This is a genomic window from Pseudomonas sp. ANT_J28, assembly GCF_008370005.1.
Lineage (GTDB): Bacteria > Pseudomonadota > Gammaproteobacteria > Pseudomonadales > Pseudomonadaceae > Aquipseudomonas > Aquipseudomonas frigoris.
In genome coordinates this window covers 77,069-92,397 of record NZ_VOBM01000003.1, presented here as the reverse complement: position 1 = coordinate 92,397, position 15,329 = coordinate 77,069, and the positions used below count along the sequence as shown (strand labels likewise).

16 protein-coding genes are annotated in these 15,329 nt (G+C 58.9%); 10 read left to right on the top strand and 6 right to left on the bottom strand.

The window, feature by feature from the left end:
* Nucleotides 1-36 precede the first annotated feature (36 nt).
* Entirely contained in the window at nucleotides 37-432 is a 396-nt protein-coding gene (locus FQ187_RS02590) for a DUF6124 family protein (RefSeq protein ID WP_149628297.1), read from the bottom strand.
* Nucleotides 433-772: 340 nt separating this feature from the next.
* Between FQ187_RS02590 and FQ187_RS02585 the strand changes: the two genes are divergently transcribed.
* The 3 genes from FQ187_RS02585 to FQ187_RS02575 all read left to right on the top strand — a co-directional run bounded on the left by FQ187_RS02585 (nucleotide 773) and on the right by FQ187_RS02575 (nucleotide 2,679).
* Complete coding sequence (locus tag FQ187_RS02585) at nucleotides 773-1,402, top strand: nucleotidyltransferase domain-containing protein (protein WP_149628296.1); 630 nt, start codon at nucleotides 773-775, stop codon at nucleotides 1,400-1,402.
* Nucleotides 1,365-1,790, top strand: coding sequence for a hypothetical protein (locus FQ187_RS02580; protein WP_149628295.1), 426 nt, complete (start codon nucleotides 1,365-1,367; stop codon nucleotides 1,788-1,790). Before FQ187_RS02585 ends, FQ187_RS02580 begins: the two co-directional genes overlap by 38 nt.
* Before the next feature lie 271 nt (nucleotides 1,791-2,061).
* Nucleotides 2,062-2,679, top strand: coding sequence for a hemolysin III family protein (locus tag FQ187_RS02575; RefSeq protein ID WP_095127102.1), 618 nt, complete (start codon nucleotides 2,062-2,064; stop codon nucleotides 2,677-2,679).
* 5 nt (nucleotides 2,680-2,684) lie between these two features.
* Here FQ187_RS02575 and FQ187_RS02570 read toward each other — a convergent pair whose 3' ends face one another.
* Nucleotides 2,685-3,593 (bottom strand): LysR family transcriptional regulator, encoded by a 909-nt coding sequence (locus FQ187_RS02570; protein WP_149628294.1) that lies wholly within the window; start codon nucleotides 3,591-3,593, stop codon nucleotides 2,685-2,687.
* A 107-nt stretch (nucleotides 3,594-3,700) separates the two neighbouring features.
* Between FQ187_RS02570 and FQ187_RS02565 the strand changes: the two genes are divergently transcribed.
* From FQ187_RS02565 to FQ187_RS02555, 3 genes are read left to right on the top strand one after another with little or no spacing between them, the layout of a single operon-like run.
* Nucleotides 3,701-4,942: a D-amino acid dehydrogenase gene (locus FQ187_RS02565; protein WP_149628293.1), complete on the top strand. Its 1,242-nt coding sequence runs from the start codon at nucleotides 3,701-3,703 to the stop codon at nucleotides 4,940-4,942.
* Between the two features lie 18 nt (nucleotides 4,943-4,960).
* Nucleotides 4,961-5,311, top strand: coding sequence for a RidA family protein (locus FQ187_RS02560; protein ID WP_149628292.1), 351 nt, complete (start codon nucleotides 4,961-4,963; stop codon nucleotides 5,309-5,311).
* 27 nt (nucleotides 5,312-5,338) lie between these two features.
* On the top strand, nucleotides 5,339-6,241 hold the full coding sequence (locus FQ187_RS02555) for a transporter substrate-binding domain-containing protein (RefSeq protein ID WP_149628291.1): 903 nt from the start codon (nucleotides 5,339-5,341) through the stop codon (nucleotides 6,239-6,241).
* 132 nt (nucleotides 6,242-6,373) lie between these two features.
* Here the strand turns inward: FQ187_RS02555 and FQ187_RS02550 are convergent, their stop codons facing one another.
* Both FQ187_RS02550 and FQ187_RS02545 read right to left on the bottom strand, forming a co-directional pair.
* Nucleotides 6,374-7,093, bottom strand: coding sequence for a 16S rRNA (uracil(1498)-N(3))-methyltransferase (locus FQ187_RS02550; RefSeq protein WP_149628290.1), 720 nt, complete (start codon nucleotides 7,091-7,093; stop codon nucleotides 6,374-6,376).
* A 27-nt stretch (nucleotides 7,094-7,120) separates the two neighbouring features.
* Nucleotides 7,121-8,527: an adenosylmethionine--8-amino-7-oxononanoate transaminase gene (locus tag FQ187_RS02545; RefSeq protein WP_149628289.1), complete on the bottom strand. Its 1,407-nt coding sequence runs from the start codon at nucleotides 8,525-8,527 to the stop codon at nucleotides 7,121-7,123.
* A 223-nt stretch (nucleotides 8,528-8,750) separates the two neighbouring features.
* On the opposite strand from FQ187_RS02545, the gene FQ187_RS02540 reads away from it, so the two are divergent.
* The gene (locus FQ187_RS02540) at nucleotides 8,751-10,514 is read left to right on the top strand and encodes an FAD-dependent oxidoreductase (RefSeq protein WP_149628288.1); all 1,764 of its coding nucleotides are present in this window, start codon (nucleotides 8,751-8,753) and stop codon (nucleotides 10,512-10,514) included.
* A gap of 413 nt (nucleotides 10,515-10,927) precedes the next feature.
* On the opposite strand, the gene FQ187_RS02535 is transcribed toward FQ187_RS02540, so the two are convergent.
* On the bottom strand, nucleotides 10,928-11,434 hold the full coding sequence (locus FQ187_RS02535; protein WP_149628287.1) for a hypothetical protein: 507 nt from the start codon (nucleotides 11,432-11,434) through the stop codon (nucleotides 10,928-10,930).
* Between the two features lie 34 nt (nucleotides 11,435-11,468).
* On the opposite strand from FQ187_RS02535, the gene FQ187_RS02530 reads away from it, so the two are divergent.
* From FQ187_RS02530 to FQ187_RS02520, 3 genes are all read left to right on the top strand, one after another.
* A complete protein-coding gene (locus tag FQ187_RS02530; RefSeq protein WP_149628286.1) occupies nucleotides 11,469-11,699 on the top strand; it encodes a hypothetical protein in 231 nt (76 codons plus the stop codon).
* 262 nt (nucleotides 11,700-11,961) lie between these two features.
* The gene (locus tag FQ187_RS02525; RefSeq protein ID WP_149628285.1) at nucleotides 11,962-12,513 is read left to right on the top strand and encodes a cytochrome b; all 552 of its coding nucleotides are present in this window, start codon (nucleotides 11,962-11,964) and stop codon (nucleotides 12,511-12,513) included.
* 32 nt (nucleotides 12,514-12,545) lie between these two features.
* Complete coding sequence (locus FQ187_RS02520; protein ID WP_149628284.1) at nucleotides 12,546-13,139, top strand: YceI family protein; 594 nt, start codon at nucleotides 12,546-12,548, stop codon at nucleotides 13,137-13,139.
* A gap of 287 nt (nucleotides 13,140-13,426) precedes the next feature.
* Here the strand turns inward: FQ187_RS02520 and FQ187_RS02515 are convergent, their stop codons facing one another.
* Nucleotides 13,427-15,322, bottom strand: a complete 1,896-nt coding sequence (locus FQ187_RS02515; RefSeq protein ID WP_149628283.1) for a DEAD/DEAH box helicase — start codon at nucleotides 15,320-15,322, stop codon at nucleotides 13,427-13,429.
* Between the last annotated feature and the right edge of the window lie 7 nt (nucleotides 15,323-15,329).

The following is a 15,329-nucleotide window of genomic DNA, read 5'->3' as shown; positions in this document are numbered from 1 at the left end:
GTGGGAGCGGGCTTGCTTGCGAAGGCGGCCGTCAATTCACCACAGCCCTGACTGCGAAGCGCTGGCCTGAGCCTTCATCTGCGCCGACTCATGATGATCCAGCGCCCGCTCCACCAACAACTGCACCCCATCGGCCATTCGGCTGAGCGCCAAGGCTACAGAGCGGCGTGAGCCTTCCACATCGTCCGCCAGATCGGCAGCAATGGCGCTGATGGACAGCAGGTCTTCGGAGGCGTTGGCAAGAAGGGCTTCGGTGTCGATATCGGGGGAGACGCTGAAGAGCTGATGTTTGCGGCGCTTGCGCGGTTTTTCATGGGGTGGGAAGTAGTAGGAAAAGACGCGGTCGGCGGCTTCCTTGAGTTTTTCGGATTCGAGGGATGCTTGGGAATCGGTGTCAGTGTTATCTGCTGGGTTGGGCGTTACCTTGGACATAATGAGTTTCCGCTTACAGATTGGAGTTGGCCCATTCGTTATGAATGGCGCTTTTGCGCCCTTTTTTGGGGTTTCCAGTCCCAGTCACTGGATGTGCAGCGACACGCAAACGATAAGGACCAACGCAAAACCGCACCAGTCGGCGGGTTCCGGCATTGCTGTAGGCAGCGACGCCAGACTGCGTAGCCTCTCACCACTCCTGCGGACAAACTTTTAAACACAAAATCCCAAGCTGTCGGACCTTCCGACAAGCCCCCTCGCCACAAAGGTTTCTGCGTTAGGTTGAAGATTCCCAAAAAGGGACCTATCGTTCCTTTTTTGGGACTTATCGGTCGTTGCCGTGAAAAACCTGTCATTGAGCGAAGCTTTGTTCACCACCACCCAGCAAAAAGTGCTCGGCCTGCTGTTTGGTAAACCCGACCGAAGTTTTTACGCCAACGAGATCGCCCGCTGGGCTCAAGTGGGTAAAGGCAGCCTCATGCGCGAGCTGGATCGGTTGCAGCGGGCAGGCGTGCTGACCATGACCCGTCAGGGCAACCAAACCCACTATCAAGCCAATCCCGACTGCCCGATCTATGCGGAACTGCTGGGCATCGCCCGCAAAACCTTTGGTATTGCCGAACCTCTGCGTCAGGCGCTCCAACCCTTTGCCGAACAGATCACCTGGGCATTTGTGTACGGCTCTATCGCCAAGGATCAGGCAAACGCATCCAGTGACATTGATCTCATGCTGATCGGCGAGGGCCTGCACTACAGTGAAGTGATGGAGCGGCTTATACCGATGGAGGAGCAGTTGGGCCGCGTCCTCAACCCGACGCTCTACACCCCCGACGACTGGGCCGCGAAACTGGCCGCTGAAAATAGTTTTGTCGTGCGGGTAGCGCAGCAGGACAAGATCAATCTGATGGGGGGAAACCCTTTGGAGTCCAAGGATGGGCAGCAACGAGAATCTGGAAAACCTGTTACGTAGCGGTGGACTGAAAGCTGAGCCGCCGGATCGCAAGGAATGCGAAGGGCTGATGCGTTCGGTTGTGGATCGATTGAAAGACGCGCAAACGTCTTCGCTTTCCTTCGCGAGTCGTTTCGACCTGGCTTACAACGCTGCCCATGCCCTTGCACTGACGGCTCTTCGCTTGTGCGGCTACCGTTCAGACAAGCGATATCTGGTGTTTCAGTGCCTGATTCATACAGCTGATATTGGCAAAGTACAGGTTCGGCTATTCGCCCTGTGTCATGAGCGACGAAACCTGGCGGAGTACGAAGGCTATATGGATGAAGATCCGGCGTTGTTGGCGCAACTATTGGAAAGCACCGAGCAGCTTCAGATTCGCGTGCAGCAGCAGATGACCGGACTGTAATGCTCCGCCATTGAAAACTGCGGGGATTATTTCTGGCCTCTTCGCGGGCAAGCCTCGCTCCGGATTGGTGTGATATGCGGTTTCTGTGAACGACATATACCCGTAGGAGCGAGGCTTGCCCGCGATGCAGGCGACATGGCCGAAAATCAAGATCAAAAGATCGCAGCCTTCAGCAGCTCCTACGGGGGTGTCGTGTTCTGAAACATTGCGCTTTTAACCTTCAGGCCTGAGCCTTACGCGATGTTGCAACGAACGTTGAGGTGAGCAATACATGTATCACGGGGAAAGATTGAACGCCTGGACGCATCTGGTCGGGGCGGTGGCAGCGGTGGTCGGGGTGGTGTGGATGCTGGTGATTGCTGGCATGGACGGTAGCCCGTGGAAGATCGTCAGCGTGGCGATTTACGGGTTCACCTTGTTGGTGCTTTACAGCGCGTCGACCGTTTACCACAGCGTGCGTGGGCGCAAGAAAGCGATCATGCAGAAGGTCGATCACTTTTCGATCTACCTGTTGATTGCCGGCAGCTACACGCCATTCTGTCTCGTGACGCTACGCGGGCCGTGGGGCTGGACGCTGTTCGGGATTGTCTGGGGATTGGCGCTGATCGGCATCCTGCAAGAGATCAAACCGCGTTCGGAGGCGCGGATTCTGTCGATCGTGATCTACGCGGTGATGGGCTGGATCGTGCTGGTGGCGGTCAAACCGTTACTGGCGGCGTTGGGCAGTACGGGTTTCGCCTGGCTGGCGTCGGGCGGCGTGCTGTACACCGTGGGCATTATCTTTTTTGCGCTGGATAGTCGTTTGCGCCATGCCCACGGGATCTGGCACCTGTTCGTGATCGCCGGGAGTTTGCTGCATTTCGTGGCGATTCTGTTTTATGTCCTTTGAGGCCTCTAAGGGATCAAGCGATCCAGCTGCGCCTGCGCCCGTCGGCTGAACACCTGCAACAAGTCGCTCAAAGTGTGGGGCGGCGGTTCGTCGGCGCGGGTCACCGCGTACAACGTGATCGGTAACGCTGGCGCCAGAGGTCGAATCGCCGTGGTGGCGGGGGACGCACCAAGCGCGGTAAACGGATCGATCACCGCCAGCCCGGCACCGGATTCCACCATCGCCCGCGCGAGCGAATAGGTCTGCACGGCGATGCGTACCCGTGGCGGCGGATCGACCGCTTCAAGGTAGCTGTCGAGTCTGGCCGCGAGCGGGTCGGCGCTGGACAGGCCGATCAGCGGCGCACCCGCCAGTTCGCTCAACGGCAACGGCTGGCCCAGAGTGTCATCGGCCCAATAACCTGTCGGTGCCAGCGCCACCAGCATCCCGCAGGCCAGAGCTTGCGCCTTCAGGCCCGGATGATCCGGGCGCTGCAAGGTCAGCGCGACATCCACTTCGCGCATCAACAAATTCTGCATCAGCTCACGGCTGTGGGCGCTGGACAGTTCGCAGACGATGTCCGGGTAGCGTTGCGTCCATTCGTTGATGGCCGGCGGCAGCAGCGACAGGGCCAGCGCCGGGATCGCGCCGATCCGTACGCTGTGACCCGGCTCGCGCCGCAGGCTCTGGGCCAGACGTCGTACGCCTTGCAGGCTTTCGGTGACCTTGTCGACTTCGCGCTCAAGTTCCAGCGCTTCAGGCGTGGCCTGCAATTTACCGCGTACCCGCAGGAATAACGGGAAGCCCAGTTGCTGCTCGGCGTGTTGCAGCATTTTGCTCACCGCCGGTTGCGATACGTGCAGCAACTGTGCGGCGCCACTGACCGAGCCGGTCTGGCGAATGGCCTGGAAAATCTCGATGTGTCGCAGTCGCATGGCAAGTCCATAACCTTTATTTATGGGGCAGGCATCTTTAAGCATTGTTCAACGGCTGTCACCTGGTCCTAACCTGAAGCCTGTTTCAACAACGGTTAAGGACAGACATGGCTCAGCGGGTTTGCATTATCGGTGGCGGCGTCATCGGGCTGACGACGGCTTACGCACTGATTCGCGACGGCATCGACGTGACCCTGATCGAGGCCCGGGATTCGCTGGGCAGCGAGACCAGCTTCGCCAACGGCGGCCAGTTGTCCTACCGTTACGTCGCGCCACTGGCCGATGCCGGCGTACCGTTGCAGGCGCTTGGCTGGATGCTGCGCGGTGACTCGCCGTTGAAGCTGCGTCCGCGCCTGGACCCGGCGCAATGGCGCTGGATGGCGTCCTTCCTGGCGGCCTGCCGTCGTTCGGTGAATCAGCGCAACGGCGCGCACCTGCTGCGTCTGGCGCTGCTGAGCCAGTCCACGCTGCAAGGCTGGCGCGACGAAGACCGTCTCGACGGTTTTGACTGGCGGCGCAACGGCAAACTGGTGACGTTTCGTGAAGCCGCCAGTTTCGAACACGCTCGCCGTGGACTGGCTGATCCGCGACAGCAGCACGTGCTGTCGCGGGCCGAATGTGCCCAACTGGAGCCTGCACTCGCCGAGGCGCCGTTTGTGGGAGCGATTTATACGCCTGACGAAGAAGTCGCCGATTGCCATGCTTTCTGCCAGCAACTGCTGGCTCGACTCCAGGCGTCGGGGCGTTGCGAGTTTTTGCTCGGGCGCAAGGTCACCGGCATTCGCCACGCGGACGGCGCGGTGCAGGCCGTCGAAATAGGTTCGCAAGTGCTGCCTGTCGAGCAACTGGTGATTGCCGCCGGTCATCGCAGTCCGGCGCTGGCGCTGCCCGGCATGAACTTGCCGCTGTATCCGCTCAAGGGCTACAGCCTGACCTTGCCGATCCGCGCCGAACATCGCGCGCCGGAGCTGAGCATCACCGATTACAACCGCAAGATCGTTTACGCCCGCATCGGTGAACAACTGCGCGTGGCGGCGATGGTCGATATTGTCGGTTTCGACCCGGCACTCGACCCCAAACGTCTGGCGCTGATCAAGCGCCAGGCGCAGGAAACCTTACCGAATGCTGGCGATTACGACGCCGCCATCGAATGGGCCGGCATGCGCCCGGCCACCCCCAGCGGCGTGCCGTTGATCGGGGCCACGGCGTACCGCAACCTGTGGCTCAACCTCGGCCATGGCGCCCTGGGTTTTACCCTGGCCTGTGGCAGCGCCCGGTTGCTCAGCGAGTTGATCGCCCGACGCGCACCTTCAATCGAAATGCAGGGCCTCGCCCCCCGCGTCGCCTGACTTGAAAAGGAAAAACCGATGAACATCAACCGAATCAACAGCAACAGCCGCCTCTCTGGCGCGGTGACCTTTGGCGATCTGGTGTTTCTCTCGGGACAGGTTCCGGGTGACAGCACCGACGTCACCGGACAAACCGCCGAAGTGCTGGCGAAGATTGACGCGTTGCTGGCCGAAGCTGGCAGCGACAAGGATCATCTGCTTAACGCGACCATTTACCTGAATGACATTGGCCGCGATTTCGCCGCCATGAACGAGGTCTGGTCGCAGTGGCTGTCACCGGGCAACGCGCCGACCCGCACCACCTTGCAGGCGCAACTGGCCCGTCCAGAGGTGCTGGTGGAAATCACCGTGATCGCCGCCCGCCGCTAATCGCCTTACCCACAACGGAGAATAACAATGCAAAAAATCACGTTGATCGGCTGCACCCTCGGCCTGCTGCTCGCCAGTCAGGTCCAGGCCAACGAAGCGCCGCTGACCGGCACGCTGAACAAGGTCGCCAATGCCAAGAGCATCACGTTGGGCTATCGCGACGCGTCGGTGCCATTCTCCTACGTGGGTGATCACACGGGGCAGCCGATGGGCTATTCGGTGGACCTGGCGAGCAAGATTGTCGAGCGCATCAAGCAAAAACTCGATCAGCCGGATCTGCAGGTGAAGTACAACCTGGTGACCTCGCAAACGCGCATTCCACTGGTGCAGAACGGCACGGTCGACCTTGAGTGCGGCTCCACTGGCGTGACTGCCGAGCGCATGCAGCAAGTGGCGTTTTCCTACGGGTTCATCTACGTGAAGGGGCAGTTGCTCACGGCGAAGGACAGCGGCATCAAGAGTTTCGCCGACTTGCGCGGCAAGAATGTCGTGACCACTGCGGGCACCACCAACGAGCGGTTTCTGAAGAGCTACAACGTCGATAACAAGATCGATATGTTCGTGATCAGCGCCAAGGACCACGGCGAAGCCTTCCAGATGCTGCAGTCAGGTCGGGCGGCGGCGTTCTACATGGATGATGCGCTGCTTTACGGCGAACGCGCCAAGGCCCGCGATCCGCATAATTGGGTGGTAGTGGGCGAGGAGCAGTCGCGGGAAATCTACAGCTGCATGGTGCGCAAGGATGATCCGCAGTTTCTTGAGTTGGTGAACTCGACCCTTGCCGATCTGTACAGCTCGGGCGAGATCAACGGCATCTATCAGCGCTGGTTCCAGCAACCGATTCCACCCAAAGGCCTGAACCTGGAATTCCCGATGACCAGCGAGCTGAAGGCAATCATCGCCAAACCGGTGAGTGACCCGGTGCAATAGTTTCTGAACGATCAGATTCTGTTTTATGTCTTGTAGACCGCGTCGCGGGCCTTCGCGAGCAAGCCCGCTCCCACATTTGATCTCTGAACGACACAGATCAAGTGTGGGAGCGGGCTTGCTCGCGAAGAGGTCCTAGAAGTCGCCCCAAAGCTGTTGGGCAACCGCCAACGCTACCACCGGCGCGGTTTCGGTGCGCAACACGCGAGGGCCGAGGCGGGCGGCGTGAAAACCGCCAGCCTTGGCCTGCTCGACTTCAGCGTCGGACAACCCGCCTTCCGGGCCGATCAAAAACGCGAGCGTCGCCGGTTTCGCATGGCTCACCAACGGCTCGGCCACCGGATGCAGCACCAACTTCAATTCTGCCTGAGTCTGCTTCAGCCAATCGGCCAGCAGCAGCGGCGGATGAATCACCGGCACCCGTGAACGCCCGCACTGCTCGCAAGCGCTGATCGCAACCTGACGCCAGTGCATCAGGCGTTTGTCGGCACGTTCGTCTTTCAGCCGGACTTCACAGCGGTCGCTGAAGATCGGGGTGATTTCAGTGACACCCAACTCGGTGGCTTTCTGAATCGCCCAGTCCATCCGCTCGCCACGGGACAAGCCCTGGCCGAGATGGATCGACAAGGGCGACTCGACCTGCCCGGCGAAGCTTTCATCGATCTGCACGACGACGCGCTTCTTGCCGACCTCCACCAGCGTGGCGCGAAACTCCTGGCCCGAACCGTCGAACAGTTGCAACGCATCACCCTCGGCCATGCGCAGAACGCGGCTGATGTAATGGGCCTGGGCCTCGGGCAACTCGTGTTCGCCGGTGCTCAAGGGGGCGTCGATAAAGAAGCGGGACAGTCTCATGCTGGGTCTCTAAAAATTGGATGGTCTTTAGCCCGGATCGCGGAAGCCCGGGTGGAAGTCTTTCGGCACCGCCACGCTAACGCTATCGCGAGTCGCGATGTCGATACCCTCGCTGGCCACTTCGGCCAGAAAGTCGATCTGTTCAGGCGTGATCACGTATGGCGGCAGGAAGTACACCACGCTGCCCAACGGTCGAAGTAAAGCACCACGCTCCAACGCATGCTGGAACACTTTCAAGCCGCGACGTTCCTGCCACGGATAAGCTTCCTTGGTGGCCTTGTCCTTGACCATCTCGATGGCCAGCACCATGCCGGTCTGGCGCACTTCCGAAACGTTCGGGTGATCGGCCAGGTGCGCAGTGGCGCTGGCCATGCGCTGAGACAGGGCCTTGTTGTTCTCGATGACGTTGTCTTCTTCGAAGATATCCAACGTCGCCAATGCCGCCGCGCACGCCAGCGGATTGCCGGTGTAGCTGTGGGAGTGCAGGAAGGCGCGCAGGGTCGGGTAGTCGTCGTAGAAAGCGCTGTAGACATCTTCGGTGGTCACGCAGGCCGCCAACGGCAGGTAACCGCCGGTCAGGGCCTTGGACAGGCACAAGAAGTCCGGGCGGATGCCGGCCTGCTCGCAGGCGAACATCGTCCCGGTGCGGCCGAAGCCGACGGCGATTTCGTCGTGGATCAAGTGCACGCCATAGCGGTCGCAGGCTTCGCGCAGCAGTTTCAGGTACACCGGGTGGTACATGCGCATGCCGCCGGCGCCCTGAATCAGTGGCTCGACGATGACTGCCGCGACGGTGTCGTGATTCTCGGCCAGGGTTTGTTCCATGGCGGCGAACATGTTGCGCGAGTGTTCTTCCCAGCTCATGCCTTCCGGGCGCAGGTAGCAATCGGGGCTCGGCACCTTGATGGTGTCCAGCAGCAGCGCCTTGTAGGTTTCGGTGAACAGCGGCACGTCGCCCACCGACATCGCCGCCATGGTTTCGCCGTGGTAGCTGTTGGTCAGGGTGACGAAGCGCTTCTTGTTCGGCTGGCCGCGGTTGAGCCAGTAGTGAAAGCTCATTTTCAGCGCGACTTCGATGCAGGACGAACCGTTATCGGCGTAGAAGCATCGGGTCAGGCCTTCCGGCGTCATCTTCACCAGGCGCTCGGACAACTCAATGACCGGCTGATGGCTGAAACCAGCGAGGATCACGTGTTCCAGCTGACCGACCTGGTCCTTGATGCGCTGGTTGATCCGCGGGTTGGCGTGACCAAACACGTTGACCCACCAGGAGCTGACGGCGTCGAGGTAACGTTTGCCTTCGAAGTCTTCCAGCCAGACGCCTTCACCGCGTTTGATCGGGATCAGCGGCAGCTGTTCGTGGTCTTTCATCTGGGTGCAGGGATGCCACAACACCGCAAGATCGCGTTGCATCCACTGATTATTCAGGCCCATTTTCAGTCTCCTCGAGGCGGCTCGCGACGTGCGCGGGCAAACAATCGCGCAAGCCTATGCAATGCGTGACGTGGGGACAACCCATTGTGTGGATTGAGCTACTTTGTATAGGTGGATAGACGTCGCTGGCGGCCTTTTGATGGCTGACGTATTCTTCGCGGTTCTTTGAGTCGTCTGACTCGTAAAACCGCTATTTCCTACGTGTATTTCCGGAGTTCGCTGAATGTCTGCTGGTTGGCTGCGCGCCTGTGCGCTGGTGATGTTGGGGCTGTTCAGCGTGTCTGCGCTGGCCAAGGATAAAACGGCGATCGTGATCGGCGGAGGGCTGTCTGGCCTCACCGCGGCTTACGAACTGCAAAACAAGGGCTGGCAGGTGACCCTGCTGGAAGCCAAGCCGAGCATGGGCGGTCGCTCCGGCATGGCCACCAGTGAGTGGATCGGCAACGACAAGACCCAACCGGTTCTGAACAAGTACGTATCGACCTTCAAGCTGAGCACCACGCCGGCCCCTGAGTTCGTGCGGACCCCGGGCTACCTGATTGACGGTGAGTATTTCACTGCCGCCGATCTGGCAACCAAGCAGCCGGCCACCAGCGACGCGCTCAAGCGCTACGAAAAGACCCTGGACGATCTGGCGCGCTCGATCGAAGACCCGCAGAACCCGGCGGCCAACAGCACGCTGTTCGCGCTGGACCAGATTAACGTGGCCAACTGGCTCGACCGTCTGAATCTGCCGGCCACGGCTCGTCAGTTGGTGAATCAGCAGATTCGTACCCGTTATGACGAACCATCGCGCCTGTCGCTGTTGTACTTCGCACAGCAAAGCCGCGTTTACCGTGGAGTTGCCGACCGTGACCTGCGTGCTTCGCGTCTGCTCGGTGGCAGCCCGGTGCTGGCACAGGCCTTCGTCAAACAACTGAAAACCATCAAGACCAGCTCCCCGGTCTCGGCGATCACCCAAGACAAGGACGGCGTGACCGTCAAAGTCGGCAGCGTTGGCTATCAGGCTGACTACGTCGTCGTGGCCGTGCCATTGCGCGCCCTGAACAAGATCCAGATGACTCCGTCGCTGGATGCCCAGCACATGGGCGCGATCAAGGGCACCAACTACGGTTGGCGCGACCAGATCATGCTGAAGTTCAAGACGCCAGTGTGGGAAAGCAAGGCGCGGATGACCGGCGAGATCTACAGCAACGCCGGTCTGGGCATGTTGTGGGTTGAGCCGGCACTGAAGGGCGGCGCCAATGTGGTGATCAACCTGTCCGGCGACAACGCGCGCGTGATGCAGGCTTTCGGCGACAAGCAGATGGTCGATCAGGTGTTGATCCGTCTGCACGCCTTTTATCCACTGGCGCGCGGTTCGTTCACCGGTTACGAAATCCGCCGTTACAGCACCGACCCATCGATGGGCGGCGCTTACCTGGCGTTCGGCCCTGGCCAGATCAGCAAGTACTGGCGTCTGTGGGAACGTCCGATTCAGCGTGTAGCCTTTGCTGGCGAACACACCGACACGTTGTACCCGGGCACGCTGGAAGGTGCATTGCGCACCGGTCAGCGGGCAGCCAGTCAGGTAGAAGACCTGGCGGCCGGCAAGTCGTTTGAACCGGCGAAAGTTGTTCCGGCAGCGACCGTTGCGGCGGCCGGCGCGGTGGCAGCGAAGAAAGGTAACTTCTTCAGCAACCTGTTCGGTGGTTCTGACGACAAACCGGCACCGGTCAAGGCGCCAGAGCCAGTGGCTCCGGTTGCTCCGGCACCGGCTCCAACACCTGAGCCGGCCCCAGCGCCAGCGCCAGTCGAAGCGCCGAAACCAGCGGCACCGGTGAAAGCCGAACCCGCTAAAAAAGCCCCGGCCAAAACTCCGGCGAAGAAACCGGCAGCCAAGACCGAGGCGAAAAAAGCCTCGGCCAAGGCTCCGGTGAAAAAAACTGAGCCGGCGAAGAAACCAGCAGCCAAACCGGCGGCGACTACTGAGACCAATGCTCAGTAACGTTCAGGCGTAAAAAAAGCGCGGCTCAAGGGCCGCGCTTTTTTTTGACCATTTATCAAGCGTGAGACGTCCCGGTTTTGCCTGTGTAGTTGCCAGGAGTCGCACAATCCATGATCCCGGTCCTACACGCCTCGGTGATATCTCAGATACTTCCCACAAAGCAATCAGAAGCAAATGATAGATAACGCCTGACGTTGAGTTTTATGCTCTTCAAAAAACTGGAGGTCATATGAAAGCACTTACAGTAATGATTGTATTGATCGCACTTGCTGGCTGTGCAAATGGCCATTTTTTTCCTAAAGGATATAACCATGAACTGGCCTATAAATGCGATATAGATCCGTACAGCCCTGATTGCTTACAGCCGCCTCCAGTATTCAAAGGTCCTTAGACAAATAAGGCATATATCATAATTAGAGTGGACCTAATGAGAACTTCCATTCATAAATCTTTGTGCCCGTCGGTAGCACTTTGACAAAATGCTCGCTTGGCTTTGGAATACGACCAGGGACAAATCCAAAGCGAGCCCAGCACAGATTTCCCGTGCGCTGATCGTAAATGACCAGATTCCCATCATCTTGAATAGCCATACAAGCGTTGTGCCAAAGCGATTTATCAATACTGTGAGTGCTTTCAGCGATCCATAAACGCCTTCTGAACGGATCATAAAGAAAACCACTATTGCTGATCACAAACCGCAGAGGCTCACGCATTTTTTTCTGATACAAGGTTCTGCTATAAATCTGATTGCCATCTGCAATCCAGACTATAGCGCCATTATCCGTGATGACTAAATTTCCATCAGCTTGCAATACCAATCGAAATCGACTGTTTGGAGACATGAGATACTGGCCCGGCGACATCGATTGATTGGGAGGCAGCACCGGAGAACCACTTGCTTGAAATTGTGTAGTAGCCATATTTTTTCCTTACCTAATGAGTTGTAGAGCCCTCATGGAATCAGGTTCAAATACGGAAATGGCTATACATATTTGTCGCTTGGCTAAAAAAATCATCGCTGGTTGGCGTGAAACAGAAAACGAAACGGCAGCAGTCGTGTGCTCTGGATCGGTGAAGGCTGAGGCTGCCAAGAATACACCGGCCAAAGCTCCGGCGAAAAAAACTGAACCGGCGAAGACGCCAGCGACCAGACCGGCACCGACTTCGGAGATCAAGGCTCAGTAGCGTTCCGGCAAAAAAGCGCGGCTCAAGGGCCGCGCTTTTTTTACCGGAAAAAAACCTGAGCAGAAAATCGAATAAACCTTTTGCTACAGGTGTTCATTGGTTTGTATTCACTTTTTTTCACAATTTGGCGCCTTTAATCTTTCCTTAACTCCCCTATTTCAGACTCTTTATCGTATTTCTCGATATTTCAAAGCGAAATTTTCCGCTTTAAATCGATAGATAACTCGATAGTCTTGGTCGCAGTTCTCACAGGATTTGGGTAATGCAGCTACGTAATTCTTCTTCGCGCTACGGTTGGGTCAGCATTTTCATGCACTGGGGCGTGGCGCTGGTGGTCTTCGGTCTGTTTGCGTTGGGTTTGTGGATGGTCGGTCTCGACTACTACAGCGTCTGGCGCAAAGACGCGCCCGACTTGCACAAGAGCATTGGCCTGGTGTTGTTAGCCGTCATGGTTCTACGGGTGCTGTGGCGTTACATCAGCCCACCACCACCCACGCTTGAAAGCTATAGCCGCATGACGCGCATTGGCGCCAAGTTCGGCCATTCGTTCCTGTATCTCAGTCTGTTTGCTGTGATGATTGCCGGTTACCTGATTTCCACCGCAGAAGGTGTCGGGATTCCGGTGTTTGGCCTGTTTGAAGTTCCTGCATTGATTTCCGGACTACCGGATCAGGCAGACACCGCCGGTGTGATTCATCTGTATCTGGCGTGGGTGCTGGTCATTTTTTCCGGCCTCCATGCGTTGGCAGCATTGAAGCACCACTTTATCGATCGTGATGCGACCCTGACGCGAATGCTGGGCCGCAAAGCTTGAAGCTCAACCTCGACTCCAAAGGAATAGAAAGCATGTTGAAAAAGACTCTCGCCGCTCTGGCAATCGGTTCTGCTCTGCTGTCCGCCAATGTGATGGCGGCTGACTACGTCGTCGACAAGGAAGGCCAGCACGCCTTCGTTGACTTCAAGATCAGCCACCTGGGCTACAGCTTCATCACCGGTACCTTCAAGGATATCGACGGCAAGTTCAGCTTCGACGCTGCCAAGCCAGAAGACAGCAAGATCGAGTTCAACGTGAACACCGCCAGCGTGTTCACCAACAACGCCGAGCGCGACAAGCACATCGCCAGCGGCGATTTCCTGAACGCGAGCACATTCGCTAAAGCGACGTTTGTTTCCACCAGCGTCAAATCCACCGGCAAAAACGCCGCTGGCAAAGACACTGCGGATGTGAACGGGGACCTGACCATTGCTGGCGTGACCAAGCCAATCGTGGTCAAGGCCACTTTCCTGGGTGAAGGCAAGGATCCATGGGGCGGCTACCGTGCCGGCTTCGAAGGCACTACCAACCTCAAACGCTCCGATTTCGGCAAGCAGAAAGACCTGGGCCCACAGTCCGACGCGGTCGAGCTGTACGTTACGTTTGAAGGTGTGAAAGCGAAGTAACTTTCGCTGCTAAAACAAAAACGCCCCCGATCTTGCGATCGGGGGCGTTTTTTATTGCCTGGCGCAATACGCACAGGCGATGAGATCAAGTGTGGGAGCGGGCTTGCTCGCGAAAGCGGTGGGTCAGTCGCCATCAATGTTGAATGTTCAACCGCTTTCGCGAGCAAGCCCGCTCCCACATTTGTTCTTTGGTGAATCCGGTATTTGCGCTTGACTTCAGGGCCGCTACGCAGAAAAAAAATGCCCCTGATCTCGCGATCAGGGGCATTTTTTATGGCTGCGTTAAATCAGCGATTGCGGGTCAGCAACGCTGGTTTCTCGCCGCGCGGACGGCCTGGCAGTTGATCAAGTTGCTCAGGAGTCGGGAAACGATCGGTTTTCGACTCCTTGTGAATGATCTTCGGTGCCGGGCCGCGCGGGTTTTGCACGGCCGGCTCCGAACGCGGCTGGTCGTCGGTACGAGCCGGGCGACGGTTGCGGGACTCTTCGCGACGGGCCTGGCCGTCACGTGGAGCACCGTTGCGTGGGCCGCTGCGCTTGGCCGGCGGGGTGCCGGTGGTGGCGCCATCGCTGCTGCGTGGACCGCTTTGACGACCCTGAGGCTTGCCGCCGCCAGTGCGCGGAGCACCTGCACCTGCACCTGCGCCAGATGCGGCGCCTTGTGCCGGAGCACCCGGACGGCGACCACGGCCCTGAGCCGGTTTGGCTTGAGGAACGTAGTCGACGCGGTTACCGAAGTTATCGATATCGTCGTCCAGGAACTCGTCCGGAGCACGGTCCGCAGCAGCAGCGCGTGGCGCTGGACGCTGTTGCTCGCGAGCCGGAGTGCCTTCGCGTGGCTTGTGTTCACGCGCCGGGCGATCACCGCGGCCAGTGGCTGCAGGTTTTTCCTTGCCGCCCTTGTCCTTGCCTTTGTCTTTACGCCCGCCGCCACCGCCGGTGCCGTTCGGACCGTCGCCGCGCGGGCCACGTGGGTTGCGCGGGTTACGCACATCCGGACGCTCGCGGACTTCTGGTTTCTCGGCTTCTACAGCGCTGGAATCGAAGCCCATCAGGTTGCCGTCGGCAATCTTCTGCTTGGTCATGCGCTCGATGCTTTTCAGCAGCTTTTCTTCATCCGGTGCGACCAGCGAGATCGCTTCGCCTGAACGACCGGCACGGCCGGTACGGCCGATACGGTGAACGTAGTCTTCGTCGACGTTTGGCAGTTCGAAGTTGACCACGTGTGGCAACTGATCGATGTCCAGGCCGCGAGCGGCGATGTCGGTGGCGACCAGGATGCGCACTTCGCCGGCCTTGAAGTCGGCCAGGGCTTTGGTGCGAGCGTTCTGGCTCTTGTTACCGTGGATCGCAACGGCGCTCAGGCCGTGTTTGTCCAGGTATTCGGCCAGACGGTTGGCGCCGTGCTTGGTGCGGGTGAACACCAACACCTGTTCCCAGGCACCTGCGGTGATCAAGTGCGCCAGCAACGAACGCTTGTGGCTGGCGGCCAGGCGGAATACGCGCTGTTCGATACGCTCGACCGTGGTGTTCGGTGGCGTGACTTCGATGCGTTCCGGGTTGTGCAGCAGCTTGCCGGCGAGGTCGGTGATGTCTTTGGAGAAAGTTGCCGAGAACAGCAGGTTCTGACGTTTGCTCGGCAGACGGGCCAGGACCTTTTTCACGTCATGGACGAAGCCCATGTCCAGCATGCGGTCGGCTTCGTCCAGCACGAGGATTTCCACGTGGGACAAATCGACGCTGCCTTGGCCGGCGAGGTCGAGCAGGCGGCCGGGGCAGGCCACCAGCACGTCAACACCGCGGGACATGGCCTGAACCTGTGGGTTCATGCCGACGCCGCCGAAGATGCAGGCGCTGACGAACTTCAGGTCACGGGCATAGACCTTGAAGCTCTCGTGTACTTGAGCCGCGAGTTCGCGGGTTGGGGTCAGGACCAGTACGCGCGGTTGGCGCGGGCCGTGACGCTGGGATTTGTCCGGGTGACCGTTGGGGAACAACCGCTCCAGAATCGGAAGGGCGAAGCCGCCGGTTTTACCAGTACCTGTCTGAGCCGCGACCATCAGGTCGCGACCTTGCAACACGGCGGGAATGGCCCGCTGTTGCACCGGAGTAGGCTCGGTATAGCCCGCTGCCTCGATGGCGCGGACTAAAGCCTCGGAGAGACCGAGGGAAGCAAAGGACATGAGTAAT

Excerpts from the sequence above, each read along its gene's own strand:
- FQ187_RS02545 (WP_149628289.1), bottom strand. The coding sequence starts at position 8,527 with ATGGGCCTGAATAATCAGTGGATGCAACGCGATCTTGCGGTGTTGTGG.
- FQ187_RS02580 (WP_149628295.1), top strand. The coding sequence starts at position 1,365 with ATGGGCAGCAACGAGAATCTGGAAAACCTGTTACGTAGCGGTGGACTG.
- FQ187_RS02565 (WP_149628293.1), top strand. The coding sequence starts at position 3,701 with ATGGCTCAGCGGGTTTGCATTATCGGTGGCGGCGTCATCGGGCTGACG.
- FQ187_RS02550 (WP_149628290.1), bottom strand. The coding sequence starts at position 7,093 with ATGAGACTGTCCCGCTTCTTTATCGACGCCCCCTTGAGCACCGGCGAA.
- FQ187_RS02525 (WP_149628285.1), top strand. The coding sequence starts at position 11,962 with ATGCAGCTACGTAATTCTTCTTCGCGCTACGGTTGGGTCAGCATTTTC.
- FQ187_RS02515 (WP_149628283.1), bottom strand. The coding sequence starts at position 15,322 with ATGTCCTTTGCTTCCCTCGGTCTCTCCGAGGCTTTAGTCCGCGCCATC.
- FQ187_RS02560 (WP_149628292.1), top strand. The coding sequence starts at position 4,961 with ATGAACATCAACCGAATCAACAGCAACAGCCGCCTCTCTGGCGCGGTG.
- FQ187_RS02520 (WP_149628284.1), top strand. The coding sequence starts at position 12,546 with ATGTTGAAAAAGACTCTCGCCGCTCTGGCAATCGGTTCTGCTCTGCTG.
- FQ187_RS02540 (WP_149628288.1), top strand. The coding sequence starts at position 8,751 with ATGTCTGCTGGTTGGCTGCGCGCCTGTGCGCTGGTGATGTTGGGGCTG.
- FQ187_RS02530 (WP_149628286.1), top strand. The coding sequence starts at position 11,469 with ATGGAATCAGGTTCAAATACGGAAATGGCTATACATATTTGTCGCTTG.
- FQ187_RS02555 (WP_149628291.1), top strand. The coding sequence starts at position 5,339 with ATGCAAAAAATCACGTTGATCGGCTGCACCCTCGGCCTGCTGCTCGCC.
- FQ187_RS02570 (WP_149628294.1), bottom strand. The coding sequence starts at position 3,593 with ATGCGACTGCGACACATCGAGATTTTCCAGGCCATTCGCCAGACCGGC.
- FQ187_RS02590 (WP_149628297.1), bottom strand. The coding sequence starts at position 432 with ATGTCCAAGGTAACGCCCAACCCAGCAGATAACACTGACACCGATTCC.
- FQ187_RS02535 (WP_149628287.1), bottom strand. The coding sequence starts at position 11,434 with ATGGCTACTACACAATTTCAAGCAAGTGGTTCTCCGGTGCTGCCTCCC.
- FQ187_RS02575 (WP_095127102.1), top strand. The coding sequence starts at position 2,062 with ATGTATCACGGGGAAAGATTGAACGCCTGGACGCATCTGGTCGGGGCG.